The sequence below is a fragment of the Streptomyces purpurogeneiscleroticus genome (assembly GCF_020024005.1).
Taxonomy (GTDB): domain Bacteria; phylum Actinomycetota; class Actinomycetes; order Streptomycetales; family Streptomycetaceae; genus Streptomyces; species Streptomyces purpurogeneiscleroticus.
Map to the genome: position 1 here is coordinate 18781 of NZ_NHSG01000094.1, position 14754 is coordinate 33534.

11 protein-coding genes and 1 rRNA gene are annotated in these 14754 nt (G+C 67.7%); 10 read left to right on the forward strand and 2 right to left on the reverse strand.

What is annotated here, in order from left to right:
- Positions 1 to 104: 104 nt before the first annotated feature.
- The 6 genes from eccD (at position 105) to CCS38_RS03350 (ending at position 7412) form a co-directional block, all read left to right on the forward strand.
- Positions 105 to 1559 (forward strand): type VII secretion integral membrane protein EccD, encoded by a 1455-nt coding sequence (gene eccD / locus CCS38_RS03325; RefSeq protein ID WP_223731706.1) that lies wholly within the window; start codon positions 105 to 107, stop codon positions 1557 to 1559.
- Positions 1560 to 1767: 208 nt separating this feature from the next.
- Positions 1768 to 2055 carry a 30S ribosomal protein S15 gene (rpsO, locus tag CCS38_RS03330; RefSeq protein ID WP_030266343.1) on the forward strand — a complete coding sequence of 96 codons (288 nt, stop codon included), beginning with the start codon at positions 1768 to 1770 and terminating at the stop codon, positions 2053 to 2055.
- Positions 2056 to 2526: 471 nt separating this feature from the next.
- Positions 2527 to 4746, forward strand: a complete 2220-nt coding sequence (locus CCS38_RS03335; protein WP_223731669.1) for a polyribonucleotide nucleotidyltransferase — start codon at positions 2527 to 2529, stop codon at positions 4744 to 4746.
- Positions 4743 to 6122, forward strand: a complete 1380-nt coding sequence (locus CCS38_RS03340; RefSeq protein ID WP_223731670.1) for a M16 family metallopeptidase — start codon at positions 4743 to 4745, stop codon at positions 6120 to 6122. The genes CCS38_RS03335 and CCS38_RS03340 overlap by 4 nt, the downstream gene beginning before the upstream one ends.
- 51 nt (positions 6123 to 6173) lie before the next feature.
- Complete coding sequence (gene dapB, locus CCS38_RS03345) at positions 6174 to 6926, forward strand: 4-hydroxy-tetrahydrodipicolinate reductase (protein ID WP_223731671.1); 753 nt, start codon at positions 6174 to 6176, stop codon at positions 6924 to 6926.
- A gap of 30 nt (positions 6927 to 6956) precedes the next feature.
- The gene (locus tag CCS38_RS03350; protein WP_223731672.1) at positions 6957 to 7412 is read left to right on the forward strand and encodes a tetratricopeptide repeat protein; all 456 of its coding nucleotides are present in this window, start codon (positions 6957 to 6959) and stop codon (positions 7410 to 7412) included.
- A gap of 29 nt (positions 7413 to 7441) precedes the next feature.
- On the opposite strand, the gene CCS38_RS03355 is transcribed toward CCS38_RS03350, so the two are convergent.
- Together CCS38_RS03355 and CCS38_RS03360 are read right to left on the reverse strand one after the other, a co-directional pair.
- On the reverse strand, positions 7442 to 7993 hold the full coding sequence (locus CCS38_RS03355; protein ID WP_223731673.1) for an SCO5741 family PH domain-containing membrane protein: 552 nt from the start codon (positions 7991 to 7993) through the stop codon (positions 7442 to 7444).
- A gap of 146 nt (positions 7994 to 8139) precedes the next feature.
- Positions 8140 to 8385: a hypothetical protein gene (locus CCS38_RS03360; RefSeq protein ID WP_223731674.1), complete on the reverse strand. Its 246-nt coding sequence runs from the start codon at positions 8383 to 8385 to the stop codon at positions 8140 to 8142.
- Between the two features lie 288 nt (positions 8386 to 8673).
- On the opposite strand from CCS38_RS03360, the gene thyX reads away from it, so the two are divergent.
- The 4 genes from thyX to CCS38_RS03380 all read left to right on the forward strand — a co-directional run bounded on the left by thyX (position 8674) and on the right by CCS38_RS03380 (position 14508).
- Entirely contained in the window at positions 8674 to 9423 is a 750-nt protein-coding gene (gene thyX, locus CCS38_RS03365; protein ID WP_223731675.1) for an FAD-dependent thymidylate synthase, read from the forward strand.
- 196 nt (positions 9424 to 9619) lie between these two features.
- Positions 9620 to 10519: a 4-hydroxy-tetrahydrodipicolinate synthase gene (dapA, locus tag CCS38_RS03370; RefSeq protein WP_223731676.1), complete on the forward strand. Its 900-nt coding sequence runs from the start codon at positions 9620 to 9622 to the stop codon at positions 10517 to 10519.
- Between the two features lie 148 nt (positions 10520 to 10667).
- A complete protein-coding gene (locus CCS38_RS03375; RefSeq protein ID WP_223731677.1) occupies positions 10668 to 12353 on the forward strand; it encodes a ribonuclease J in 1686 nt (561 codons plus the stop codon).
- A 626-nt stretch (positions 12354 to 12979) separates the two neighbouring features.
- Positions 12980 to 14508 (forward strand): 16S ribosomal RNA (locus tag CCS38_RS03380).
- Positions 14509 to 14754 lie beyond the last annotated feature (246 nt).

Genomic DNA, 14754 nt, shown 5'->3' on the forward strand with positions numbered 1-14754 from the left:
AACTGCCCCAAGAGCGCTAGGGTGGCGCGCGGTAATGGTGCAGCTGCGAACAGACGTTGAATGTCGGGAATGAGGGGGAACTGCCCGTGAGTGCGACGGCTTCCATGACGGCCACGGGGGCGGCTACCGGCTTCTGCCGCGTCACCATCGTCGCGCCCGACAGCCGCATTGACGTGGCGCTCCCCGAAGACATTCCGGTGGTCGACATCTACCCGGAGATTCTCCGGCTGAGCGGCCAGACGCCGGCCGACGGCGCACCCGTCGGGTACCACCTCGTCCGGCGGGACGGCACCGTCCTGGACGGTTCGCGGTCCTTCGCCGCCCAGCGCATCCTGGACGGCGAGGTGCTCAGCCTGCGGCCGTTCTCCGAGTCGCTGCCGCCTGCGGTCTACGACGACGTCTCCGACTCCGTCGCGTCCGCCGTCACCCGCGACCGCACGCTGTGGAACGACGACCTGCTGCGCACCGCCGGGCTGACCGGTTCCGCGGTGCTGCTGGTGCTGATGGGTTTCGTGCTGTGGTTCGCCGACCCGGTGCGGCACGACATGCACGGCCTGCCCGGCATCCTTGCCGCCGTCGCGGGTGTCCTGCTGGTCGCACTCGCGGCGGTGCGGGCCCGCGTGTACGACGACCGGGCGTCCGCGATCGCCCTCGGTCTCGGCAGCCTGCCGCACATCATGATCGCCGGATCCGGCCTGCTGCCGCTGCCGGACGGCCAGGGCGTCGGCCGTCTGCAGTTCCTCCTCGGCTGCGTGGCCGTACTGGTGGTCTCCGTATTTCTGGTCGCCGTCACGCCCAACGGCGACGGTCCGTTCGTCGCCGCGGCCTTCACCGCCACGGTCGGCACCCTGGCCACCTTCGTCGCGATCCTCACCGATCTCCGTCCGGTGGAGACCGCCGCGATCTGCGTGTGCGTCGTGGTCGGCGTCATCGCCTTCCTGCCCGGCCTCTCGGCCCGATTCGCCCGGCTCCCCATCGGCTACACCCCGCCGCGCACCACCGGCTCCGGCTACGACGACCTGGACGCCACCCCCGATCACCAGGGGCCGGTCGACGCCGAGCGCATCGCCGCTCAGGCCCGCCGCGGCCACGAAATGCTCGTCGGCCTGGTCGGCGGCTGCGCGGCGGTCGTCACCGTCGCCGCGGGCGTCCTCGGCTTCTCCGACTCCGCCTGGGGACAGCTGCTCGCCTTCGCCGCCGGCCTGTCCATGCTGATGCGGGCCCGTCTCTTCCGCTACACCTCCCAGGTCACCTGCGCCCTGGTCGCCGGCCTCGCCGCGTTCGCCCTCCTCGGCCTCGGGCTGGCCCTGCACCCGCCGGTGGTCCTGGGCGACGACGGCTTCGCCGCGGATCTGCGCACGATCTGGCTGACCGCCGCGATCGCCGTTGCCGCGGCCCTGGTCACCGGCATCGCCCTGATCGTTCCCCGCAAGGGAGTGACCCCCTTCTCAGCCCGATTCGCCGAGCTCTTCGAGAACCTTGTCCTGCTGTCACTGATCCCGCTGTGCCTCGCGGTGATGAACGTGTACATGGCAGCGCGGGGGATGACGAGCAAGTAGCAGCGTCGGCGCCCGCACGCCAGTGCACGCCCACGCCAGTGCACGCCGACGCCTCGGGTGTAGTGAGGCCGTCGGGCCCCACTACACCCGGTCACAACCGCCCCCCACCCCCTGCTACCCTGGCTACGCCCAGCCGAGTAATCGAAGCTCCTCTGTGAAGCAGACCAGAGGCGCTCGGGGGGCTCAGAGGAAACTCAAGGAGTACCGCGTGTCGCTCGACGCCGCTACGAAGAAGTCGATCATGGCCGAGTTCGCCACCAAGGAGGGTGACACCGGTTCCCCCGAGGTTCAGGTTGCGCTGCTCTCGCGCCGCATCTCGGACCTGACCGAGCACCTCAAGACCCACAAGCACGACCACCACTCCCGCCGTGGTCTGCTGCTGCTGGTCGGCCAGCGCCGCCGCCTGCTGCAGTACCTGGCGAAGAAGGACATCACGCGCTTCCGTGCGCTGGTCGAGCGCCTCGGCATCCGCCGCGGTGCTGCGGGCGCCAAGTAAGACGTCGTGAGGGGAGCGGTTCCCGGGGCCGGGAGCCGCTCCCTTTGCCGTACGCGGGAAAAACCCGTGCGCGGGAAATCCCCGTACGCCACACACCGGACGCCTTCACCACCCCCTGGTGGACAGAAGCTTTGTAGTCTGGTTCCACAACGCCATACGACGGCGCCGCAATGGCAGCGCCGTGGCCGGGCGCCGCGCTCACAGCCGGCGCACCGCGCAGACACAACCCAAGAGCGCACAACACAAGAGCGCACAACGCAATAGCGAAGAGGTGGGGCGCCCCTCAGCCGCCGGTCCTCGGTAGTGGCCTCCGGTGATGCATACGGCCTCCGTGCCGCGCACCGGGTGCTTCGATCGAAGACCGGCCCGCACCAGGCGCTCCGCCACCCATGATCCGCTGTCATACGGGCAGCGGGTCGCAGACGGTCCCCTGCCATACGGGCAGCGGACGCAGACGAGGAGATATTCCTGGTGGAGAACGAGACCCACTACGCCGAGGCCGTCATCGACAACGGCACCTTCGGCACCCGCACCATCCGCTTCGAGACGGGCCGCCTGGCCAAGCAGGCCGCCGGCTCCGCCGTGGCGTACCTGGACGACGACACCATGGTGCTGTCGGCCACCACCGCTTCGAAGAACCCCAAGGACCAGCTGGACTTCTTCCCGCTGACCGTGGACGTCGAGGAGCGGATGTACGCGGCCGGGAAGATCCCCGGTTCCTTCTTCCGCCGTGAGGGCCGGCCCTCCGAGGACGCGATCCTCACCTGCCGCCTGATCGACCGCCCGCTGCGCCCCTCCTTCAAGAAGGGCCTGCGGAACGAGATCCAGATCGTTGAGACGATCATGGCGCTCAACCCCGACCACCTGTACGACGTGGTCGCCATCAATGCTGCTTCGTGCTCGACGCAGCTGGCGGGTCTGCCCTTCTCCGGGCCGATCGGTGGTACGCGTGTCGCCCTGATCAATGGCCAGTGGGTGGCCTTCCCGACCCACAGCGAGCTCGAGGACGCCGTCTTCGACATGGTCGTCGCGGGCCGCGTGCTGCCCGACGGTGACGTCGCGATCATGATGGTCGAGGCCGAGGCCACCGAGAAGACCATCCAGCTGGTCAAGGGCGGCGCCGAGGCCCCGACCGAGGAGGTCGTGGCCGCCGGTCTGGACGCCGCGAAGCCCTTCATCAAGGTGCTGTGCAAGGCCCAGTCGGACCTCGCCGCCAAGGCCGCCAAGCCCACCGGTGAGTTCCCGATCTTCCTGGACTACCAGGACGACGTCCTCGAGGCCCTGACCGCCGCGGTCAAGAGCGAGCTGGCCCAGGCGCTGACCATCGGTGGCAAGCAGGAGCGCGAGGCCGAGCTGGACCGCGTCAAGGCGCTGGCCGCCGAGAAGCTGCTCCCGCAGTTCGAGGGCCGCGAGAAGGAGATCTCCGCCGCGTACCGTTCGCTGACCAAGTCCCTGGTCCGCGAGCGCGTCATCAAGGAGAAGAAGCGGATCGACGGTCGCGGTGTGACCGACATCCGTACGCTCGCCGCCGAGGTCGAGGCCATCCCGCGCGTGCACGGCTCCGCGCTGTTCGAGCGCGGCGAGACCCAGATCCTGGGTGTCACCACGCTGAACATGCTCCGCATGGAGCAGCAGCTGGACACGCTGTCGCCGGTGACGCGCAAGCGCTACATGCACAACTACAACTTCCCGCCCTACTCGACCGGTGAGACCGGCCGCGTGGGCTCGCCGAAGCGCCGCGAGATCGGCCACGGCGCGTTGGCCGAGCGTGCGCTCGTGCCCGTGCTGCCGACCCGCGAGGAGTTCCCCTACGCGATCCGTCAGGTGTCCGAGGCCCTCGGCTCCAACGGTTCGACCTCCATGGGCTCCGTCTGCGCCTCGACCATGTCGCTGCTGAACGCCGGTGTGCCGCTGAAGGCCCCCGTCGCCGGTATCGCCATGGGTCTGATCTCGCAGGAGATCGACGGCGAGACGCACTACGTCACCCTCACCGACATCCTCGGTGCGGAGGACGCGTTCGGTGACATGGACTTCAAGGTCGCCGGTACGAAGCAGTTCGTCACCGCCCTGCAGCTGGACACCAAGCTGGACGGCATCCCGGCGTCCGTGCTGGCCGCGGCCCTGAAGCAGGCCCGCGACGCGCGTCTGCACATCCTGGACGTGATGAACGAGGCGATCGACGTTCCGGACGAGATGTCCCCGAACGCGCCGCGGATCATCACCGTCAAGATCCCGGTGGACAAGATCGGTGAGGTCATCGGCCCCAAGGGCAAGATGATCAACCAGATCCAGGAGGACACCGGCGCCGACATCACGATCGAGGACGACGGCACCATCTACATCGGTGCCGCCGACGGCCCGGCCGCCGAGGCCGCCCGTACGACGATCAACGGCATCGCCAACCCGACCATGCCGGAGGTCGGCGAGCGTTACCTGGGTACGGTCGTGAAGACCACCACCTTCGGTGCGTTCGTGTCCCTGCTCCCGGGCAAGGACGGGCTGCTGCACATCTCGCAGATCCGCAAGCTCGCCGGTGGCAAGCGCGTGGAGAACGTCGAGGACGTGCTCGCGGTCGGCGCCAAGGTGCAGGTCGAGATCGCCGAGATCGACCAGCGCGGCAAGCTCTCCCTGATCCCCGTGATCGAGGGCGAGGAAGGCGACGAGGAGAAGAAGGACGACGCCGCCAAGTGACGTCCCGTACTTCCCGGACGACGGCCCGCACCTCTTCGGAGGGGCGGGCCGTCGCCCGTACCCAAACGCTTCTCAAGGGCGAGGGCGGCGCGGGCACCGTCCGCCGGACCGTCCTCCCCGGCGGCCTGCGCGTCGTCACCGAGACCCTGCCGACCGTACGGTCGGTGACCTTCGGGATCTGGGCGAACGTCGGCTCCCGCGACGAGACACCGGCCCTCAACGGCGCCACCCACTACCTGGAACACCTGCTCTTCAAGGGCACGGAGCGGCGCAGCGCGCTGGACATCTCCGCCGCGATCGACGCGGTCGGCGGCGAGATGAACGCCTTCACCGCGAAGGAGTACACCTGCTACTACGCACGGGTGCTCGACGCCGACCTGCCGCTGGCCATCGATGTCGTCTGCGACATGCTCACCGGCTCGCTGATCCGCGAGGACGACGTGGACGTGGAGCGCGGCGCGATTCTCGAAGAGATCGCGATGACGGACGACGATCCGGGTGACTGCGTGCACGATCTCTTCGCGCACACGATGCTCGGGGACAGCCCGCTGGGCCGTCCGGTCCTGGGCACCGTCGACACCGTCAACGCCCTGAATTCGAGCCGGATACGCCGCTTCTACAAGAAGCACTACGACCCGACCCGCCTGGTCGTCACCGCGGCCGGCAACGTCGACCACGCCAAGGTCGTCCGCCAGGTCCGCCGCGCCTTCGAGCAGGCAGGAGCGCTGGACCGTACGGACGCGGTGCCGATGGACCCGCGCGGAGGTACGAAGGCGATCCGCACGGCGGGCCGCGTCGAGGTGCTGGGCCGCCGGACCGAGCAGGCGCACGTCATCCTCGGCATGCCCGGGATGCCGCGCACCGACGACCGCCGCTGGGCCATGGGCGTACTGAACACCGCGCTCGGCGGCGGCATGAGCTCCCGCCTCTTCCAGGAGGTACGGGAGAAGCGCGGACTGGCCTACAGCGTGTACTCGTACACCTCGGGCTACGCGGACTGCGGCCTCTTCGGGGTGTACGCGGGCTGCCGGCCCAGCCAGGTGCACGACGTGCTGAAGATCTGCCGGGACCAGCTGACGGACGTCGCCGAGCACGGCCTGGCGGACGACGAGGTCGAGCGGGCCATCGGGCAGCTGCGCGGCTCCACGGTCCTCGGCCTGGAGGACACCGGCGCGCTGATGAACCGCATCGGCAAGAGCGAGCTGTGCTGGGGCGACCAGATGTCGGTGGACGACATGCTCGCCCGGATGGCGGCCGTGACCCCGGACGACGTCCGCGAGGTCGCGCGCGATGTACTGGGACAGCGTCCTTCGCTGTCCGTCATCGGACCGATGAAGGACCGGCAGACCGCCCGGCTGCACGAAGCGGTCGCCTGATCGCATCCGGCGGTCCCCGGACCGCGCCACAACCGTGAAGGAACAAGGACGATGAGCAAGCTGCGCGTGGCTGTGATCGGCGCCAAGGGCCGGATCGGCTCCGAGGCCGTCAAGGCGGTCGAGGCCGCCGAGGACATGGAGCTGGTGGCGGCGCTGGGCCGCGGCGACAAGCTGGACACGCTGGTCGAGGCCGGCGCCCAGGTCGCGGTCGAGCTGACCCACCCCGGCGCCGTCATGGGCAACCTCGACTTCTGCGTACAGCACGGCATCCACGGGGTGGTCGGCACCACCGGCTGGACCGACGAGCGCCTCGCGCAGCTGCGGACCTGGCTGAACGCCGCGCCGCAGGTCGGCGTGCTCATCGCGCCGAACTTCTCGATCGGTGCCGTGCTGACCATGCAGTTCGCCCAGCAGGCGGCCCGGTTCTTCGAGTCCGTCGAGGTCGTCGAGCTGCACCACCCGAACAAGGCCGACGCGCCCTCGGGTACGGCAGCGCGTACGGCCCAGCTGATCGCCGACGCGCGGGAGAAGGCCGGCTGCGCGCCGCAGCCGGACGCCACGGCGACCGCGCTGGACGGCGCCCGTGGCGCGGACGTGGCGGGCGTGCCCGTGCACTCCGTACGGCTGCGCGGGCTGCTCGCCCACCAGGAGGTACTGCTCGGCGGCGAGGGCGAGACCCTCACCATCCGGCACGACTCCCTGCACCACTCCAGCTTCATGCCGGGCATCCTGCTCGGCGCGCGGCGCGTGGTGAACACTCCGGGCCTGACCATGGGCCTGGAGAACTTCCTCGATCTGGCCTGACGGTCAGCCGGCAGTAGGGCAGTACGTACAGTGCGCGCAAAGATCACTTACTTCGTCCTCGCGGCGGTCCTGGTCGTCTACTTCTTCCTGGTCGGCGAGCGCGGTGTCCTGCTCATCCAGCAGGGCACCCCGGTCACGGTCGTCTTCGGGATCGCCGTCCTGGTGCTGCCGGTGATCGGGGTGTGGTTCCTCTGGCACACGACCCAGTTCGCCCGGAAGGCCGGGCTGCTGGCGAAGGAGCTGGAGGCCGAGGGCGGGCTGCCCGTCGACGAGCTGCGGCGGACGCCGAGCGGCCGCGTCGACCGGGACGCCGCCGACGAGGTCTTCGAACGGCGGCGGGCCGAGGCCGAGGCGGCGCCGGAGGACTGGCGGGCGTGGTTCCGGCTGGCGATCGCGTATCACGACGCGCGGGACACCCCGCGCGCGAGGAAGGCGATGCAGCGGGCCATCGCACTGCACGACGGGAAGCCGGTACGGGCCGCCTGACGCGGGGGCACGGGGCCCTCGGCCGGTCCTCAGCCGCTGTAGTCGGCCGCCCAAGCGGCCACCGTGTCCGCCGCGCGGTTGAACGCGCCTCCGCGGGACAGAAAATCGCCGTTGTGATCGGTGAAGAGGGTGCGCGGCTCGCCGTCGCCCGGGCCGCCGATCAGCAGCGCCTGGCCCTGGACCGTCCGCGGCAGGCCCAGCCAGCGGACGGGCTGCTGCACCGTACGGACCGAGGTGACGGCGCTCCACGGGAGCGTCGTCGTCCGTACCAGGTGGATCTGGCGCAGCCCCGCCGCGCTCACCCAGACGCCGATCCGCAGCAGCCGCAGCGCGCACGCGATGATCAGGACGGCCACCGCCACGCACACCGCCGCACCGATCGGCGCCCCGGCCAGCCCGATGACCAGGGCGGAGAGCAGGACGAAGGAGGCGAGCAGCAGAAACACCGCCGCCGCCCCCACCCGCCACGGTCCTGGGCGGTAGGGACGGCGCCAGTGGTCACGCTCGTCGTACGGAAGGGGCGCCGGGTCTCCGGCGTCCCCGTCGAGGTCGCGGTCGGCCGTCAGGAAGGGCAGGGGCACGGCAGATCCTCACTCACGGCCCGTGTCACGCACGGGCACACGGTCGAAAGCTGTGACCGGTGAGGCTAGCGGCAGCAGGACAGCCGGAACCAATCCTGTGCCGGTCCGCCGGGCTGCCCGCCCGAACGGCGCAACGCACAGCCGGCTCAGCGGCCGTGCGCGACCTCGGACTGGTGGGTCGTATCCGGCCCGCCGACCGTGTCCTGCTGCAGGGCGGGCACGCCGAACAGCAGGGAGCCGGTGAGACCGGCGACTACGGTGAGACCCAGCAGCGTGCGGCCGAAGATCTGCGAACGGCTCGCCCGCTGGCGCGGCGGGGGCGTGACATTGCTGCGGAACCGGTCTGCCTCGGCGACAAAGGCGAACGGGACGGGCTCTCGCCGGCGGAACATGAGCGGGCTCTCCTAGGAACCTCGAAGTGGGCAGTGTCACATGGTTCAACGTCACAGGCATCCGAGAGGTGCCCGTTTTCCGTGACTTCTGTGAAAAATATCAACTGCTGCGGGTGCAGTGTGCACCGGGGGTCCCTTTTGTCGCATCGCGCCGCATGACAGCGCATTTCCGGGCTTGTCAGTGGCGGGCCGTAGGCTTGGCGCGCCCGGGCGATGAGCAGCACACGAGCGCCGCAGCCGACGGACGGGCGCACAGCGCAGCACGATGTACGAACGAAAGGACCGCCGGTGTCCCACACCCCCGCCGAGAGCGCCGAGAGCGCAGCCCCCGCATTCCGCAGCGAGGTGACGGTCGAGCTGGTCAAGCACGCCGCCGGCGACGGCGACGTCCTGTGGGCCGCGCGGGTCTCCACCGCAGGTGAGCAGTCTCTTGAGGAGCTGCAGAAGGACCCCGAGCGCTCCAAGGGCCTGATCAATTACCTGATGCGCGACCGGCACGGCAGCCCGTTCGAGCACAACAGCATGACCTTCTTCATCAGTGCCCCGATCTTCGTGTTCCGCGAGTTCATGCGGCACCGCGTGGGCTGGTCGTACAACGAGGAGTCCGGCCGGTACAAGCAGCTCGACCCGGTCTTCTACGTCCCCGCGACCGACCGCAAGCTCGTCCAGCAGGGCCGCCCGGGCAAGTACGAGTTCGTCCAGGGCACCGAGGCGCAGCACGAGCTCGTCACTCGCACGATGGAGGACTCCTACCGCCAGGCGTACGCGGCGTATCAGGAGATGCTGGCGGCCGGTGTCGCCCGCGAGGTCGCCCGTTCGGTCCTGCCGGTGGGTCTCTTCTCCTCCATGTACGCCACCTGCAACGCCCGCTCCCTGATGCACTTCCTGGGCCTGCGTACGCAGCACGAGCAGGCGAAGGTGCCGTCCTTCCCGCAGCGCGAGATCGAGATGGTCGGCGAGCAGATGGAGGCCCACTGGGCCAAGCTCATGCCGCTCACGTACGCCGCCTTCAACGCGAACGGACGGGTCGCTCCGTAAGGCGCGCGAGGGAGATCTCCGCGGCCCGACGGAGGGTCACGCCGGAAGGTGTCCGTATTGCGGCGTTTTGAGAAATTCCTCTACGCTGAACACACGGATCCGGCACTGCCTGAACCCCCGAGCAGGCAGTGCCGGGTCCACATCCCGGCCTCCCCAGGGGAGCAACCAGCGGTGAGCTACGAGTAGCGTGGGACCCATGGCTCCGACTTCCACACCGCAGACCCCCTTCGGGCGGGTACTGACCGCCATGGTCACGCCTTTCACGGCGGATGGCGCTCTCGACCTCGACGGCGCGCAGCGGCTCGCCGCCCACCTGGTGGACGCCGGCAATGACGGCCTCGTCGTCAACGGCACCACCGGAGAGTCCCCGACCACCAGCGATGCGGAGAAAGCCCAGCTGGTACGGGCCGTGGTCGAAGCAGTGGGGGACCGCGCCTTTGTCGTCGCCGGAGCCGGCACGAACGACACCCACCACAGCCTGGAGCTGGCCCGCGCCGCCCAGGCCGCCGGCGCACACGGCCTCCTCGCCGTCACGCCGTACTACAGCAAGCCGCCGCAGGAAGGTCTCTTCCGGCACTTCTCCGCGATTGCCGACGCCACCGACCTGCCGGTCATGCTCTACGACATCCCCGGCCGCAGCGGTGTGCCGATCAACACCGAGACCATGGTCCGGCTGGCCGAGCACCCGCGCATCGTCGCCAACAAGGACGCCAAGGGCGACCTCGGCCGCGCCAGCTGGGCCATCGCCCGCTCCGGCCTCGCCTGGTACAGCGGCGACGACATGCTGAACCTCCCGCTGCTCTCCGTCGGCGCCGTCGGCTTCGTCTCCGTGGTCGGCCACGTCGTGACCCCCGAGCTGCGCGCCCTCCTGGAAGCCCACGTGACCGGCGACGTCACGAAGGCGAAGGAGATCCACCAGAAGCTGCTGCCGGTCTTCACCGGCATGTTCCGCACTCAGGGCGTCATCACGACCAAGGCGGCGCTCAGCCTCCAGGGCCTGCCCGGCGGGCCGCTGCGGCTCCCCCTGGTCGAGCTTCTGCCCGAGGAGACGGACCAGCTCAAGGTCGATCTCGCCGCCGGCGGGGTACACCTTTAACACCGGACTTCACAACTGAATACGGCTCGCGCGACCGGACGGTCGTCACAGCTGAAGACAAAAAACCACAGCCACAACAGCAAGTGCACGAATGTCATGCGCGCCACGTGCCTCAAGGGCCCGTGGCGCGTGTGGTGAGGAGAGTCTTTTGAGTCATCCGCATCCCGAACTCGGCGCGCCGCCGCAGCTCCCCGAGGGCGGCCTGCGCGTCACGCCCCTGGGCGGCCTGGGCGAGATCGGCCGCAACATGACCGTCTTCGAATTCGACGGCCGGCTGCTGATCGTCGACTGCGGAGTGCTCTTCCCCGAGGAGGAGCAGCCCGGAATCGACCTGATCCTGCCGGACTTCTCATCGATCAGGGACCGCCTCGACGACATCGAGGGCATCGTGCTCACGCACGGCCACGAGGACCACATCGGCGCGGTCCCCTACCTGCTCCGCGAGAAGCCGGACATCCCCCTGATCGGCTCCAAGCTGACCCTCGCCCTGATCGAGGCCAAGCTCCAGGAGCACCGCATCCGGCCGTACACGCTGGAGGTCGTCGAGGGCGACCGCGAGCGCCTCGGTCCCTTCGACTGTGAGTTCGTCGCCGTCAACCACTCCATCCCGGACGCCCTCGCGGTCGCCATCCGCACCCCCGCGGGCATGGTCGTCCACACCGGTGACTTCAAGATGGACCAGCTCCCGCTGGACCGTCGGCTCACCGACCTCCCCGCGTTCGCCCGGCTCGGCGAGGAGGGCATCGACCTCCTCCTCTCGGACTCCACGAACGCCGAGGTACCGGGGTTCGTCCCGCCCGAGCGCGACATCTCCAACGTGCTGCGCCAGGTCTTCGCGACCGCCCAGAAGCGCATCATCGTGGCGAGCTTCGCGAGCCATGTGCACCGCATCCAGCAGATCTGCGACGCGGCGCACGAGTACGGGCGCCGCGTCGCTTTCGTGGGCCGTTCGATGGTCCGGAACATGGGCATCGCCCGTGATCTGGGTTACCTGAACGTCCCCGCCGGCCTCGTCGTCGACGTCAAGACCCTCGACGACCTGCCGGACGACGAGATCGTGCTGGTCTGCACGGGCTCGCAGGGCGAGCCGATGGCGGCCCTCTCCCGGATGGCCAACCGCGATCACCAGATCCGCATCGTGCCGGGCGACACGGTGATCCTGGCGTCCTCCCTCATCCCGGGCAACGAGAACGCGGTCTACCGCGTGATCAACGGGCTCACCCGATGGGGCGCCAACGTTGTCCACAAGGGCAATGCCAAGGTGCACGTCTCGGGCCACGCCTCGGCCGGCGAGCTGCTGTACTTCTACAACATCTGCAAGCCGAAGAACCTGATGCCGGTGCACGGCGAATGGCGCCACCTGCGGGCCAACGCCGAACTGGGCGCGCTCACGGGTGTCCCCAAGGACCACATCGTCATCGCCGAGGACGGCGTGGTCGTCGACCTGGTCGACGGCACGGCGCGGATCACCGGCAAGGTTCAGGCGGGATACGTGTACGTCGACGGCCTCTCGGTCGGCGATGTCACGGAGAGCGCCCTGAAGGACCGCCGCATCCTCGGCGACGAAGGCATCATTTCCGTCTTCGTCGTGGTCGACAGCACCACGGGCAAGATCACCGGCGGGCCGCACATCCAGGCCCGCGGCTCCGGCATCGACGACGCCGACTTCAACGGCGTCCTGCCGAAGATCGACGAAGCGCTGGCCAAGTCGGCTCAGGACGGCGTCATGGAGCCGCACCAGGTGCAGCAGCTCGTGCGCCGCTGTGTGGGCAAGTGGGTGTCGGACAACTACCGCCGCCGGCCGATGATCCTGCCGGTCGTCGTGGAGGTCTGACGGCCGGTCCGACGGCCGGTCCGACGCGCTGCCTGACGGTCCGTCGGATGCACTCGTGGAGCGGGGCGCCCGGATTTGCATCCAGGAGCCCCGCTCCAGTACGTTTACGGCTCCGCCTGAGGGGAACCGGGAACGCCTACGCGTCCCGAGACCCTGGGCGCCGTCCCCCGAAAGGGGGGTGGAAATCCGGCTCAGAGAAATCTGATAAAGTCGGATCAGCCGAAAGGCAAGGTCACTCCAAAGGCCACCGGAAAGAAATTCGGACCACAGCTTCTTGGAAGCGGGAACGAAATCGGATCTGGTAAGGTTGGAACCGCGAAGAAGCCGAAAGGCGGAAACGCACCGGCGAAAATCGGGCCCGCAAGGATCTGATAGAGTCGGAAACGCAAGACCGAAGGGAAGCGCCCGGAGGAAAGCCCGCGAGGGTGAGTACAAAGGAAGCGTCCGTTCCTTGAGAACTCAACAGCGTGCCAAAAGTCAACGCCAGATATGTTGATACCCCGTCTCCAGCATCAGCTGGGACGAGGTTCCTTTGAAAAAACACAGCGAGGACGCTGTGAACGTCTGGACCTATTCCGTCCGGACGTTCCGCTCTCGTGATGTGTGCACCGGATTACCGGTAAACATTCACGGAGAGTTTGATCCTGGCTCAGGACGAACGCTGGCGGCGTGCTTAACACATGCAAGTCGAACGATGAACCTCCTTCGGGAGGGGATTAGTGGCGAACGGGTGAGTAACACGTGGGCAATCTGCCCTGCACTCTGGGACAAGCCCTGGAAACGGGGTCTAATACCGGATACGACACACGACCGCATGGTCTGTGTGTGGAAAGCTCCGGCGGTGCAGGATGAGCCCGCGGCCTATCAGCTTGTTGGTGGGGTAATGGCCTACCAAGGCGACGACGGGTAGCCGGCCTGAGAGGGCGACCGGCCACACTGGGACTGAGACACGGCCCAGACTCCTACGGGAGGCAGCAGTGGGGAATATTGCACAATGGGCGAAAGCCTGATGCAGCGACGCCGCGTGAGGGATGACGGCCTTCGGGTTGTAAACCTCTTTCAGCAGGGAAGAAGCGCAAGTGACGGTACCTGCAGAAGAAGCGCCGGCTAACTACGTGCCAGCAGCCGCGGTAATACGTAGGGCGCAAGCGTTGTCCGGAATTATTGGGCGTAAAGAGCTCGTAGGCGGCTTGTCGCGTCGGATGTGAAAGCCCGGGGCTTAACCCCGGGTCTGCATTCGATACGGGCAGGCTAGAGTTCGGTAGGGGAGATCGGAATTCCTGGTGTAGCGGTGAAATGCGCAGATATCAGGAGGAACACCGGTGGCGAAGGCGGATCTCTGGGCCGATACTGACGCTGAGGAGCGAAAGCGTGGGGAGCGAACAGGATTAGATACCCTGGTAGTCCACGCCGTAAACGTTGGGAACTAGGTGTGGGCGACATTCCACGTCGTCCGTGCCGCAGCTAACGCATTAAGTTCCCCGCCTGGGGAGTACGGCCGCAAGGCTAAAACTCAAAGGAATTGACGGGGGCCCGCACAAGCAGCGGAGCATGTGGCTTAATTCGACGCAACGCGAAGAACCTTACCAAGGCTTGACATACACCGGAAAGCACTGGAGACAGTGCCCCCCTTGTGGTCGGTGTACAGGTGGTGCATGGCTGTCGTCAGCTCGTGTCGTGAGATGTTGGGTTAAGTCCCGCAACGAGCGCAACCCTTGTTCTGTGTTGCCAGCATGCCCTTCGGGGTGATGGGGACTCACAGGAGACTGCCGGGGTCAACTCGGAGGAAGGTGGGGACGACGTCAAGTCATCATGCCCCTTATGTCTTGGGCTGCACACGTGCTACAATGGTCGGTACAATGAGCTGCGATACCGCAAGGTGGAGCGAATCTCAAAAAGCCGATCTCAGTTCGGATTGGGGTCTGCAACTCGACCCCATGAAGTTGGAGTTGCTAGTAATCGCAGATCAGCATTGCTGCGGTGAATACGTTCCCGGGCCTTGTACACACCGCCCGTCACGTCACGAAAGTCGGTAACACCCGAAGCCGGTGGCCCAACCCCTTGTGGGAGGGAATCGTCGAAGGTGGGACTGGCGATTGGGACGAAGTCGTAACAAGGTAGCCGTACCGGAAGGTGCGGCTGGATCACCTCCTTTCTAAGGAGCATCTAGATCTCGCAAGAGATCCAGAGCCACTACGTCGGCGAATGATCGACGGTGGTCAGCTCATGGGTGGAACGTTGACTACTCGGCACACTCGGTTGGACTTCACTAGTACTGCTTCGGCGTGGAACGTGATGGACAGCTGGATGTGTCGGGCACGCTGTTGGGTGTCTGAGGGCACGGCCGTATGGCTGTCCTTCAAACGCCGGCCCCGGTGTAGCGCCACGGAAGTGGTGTGTG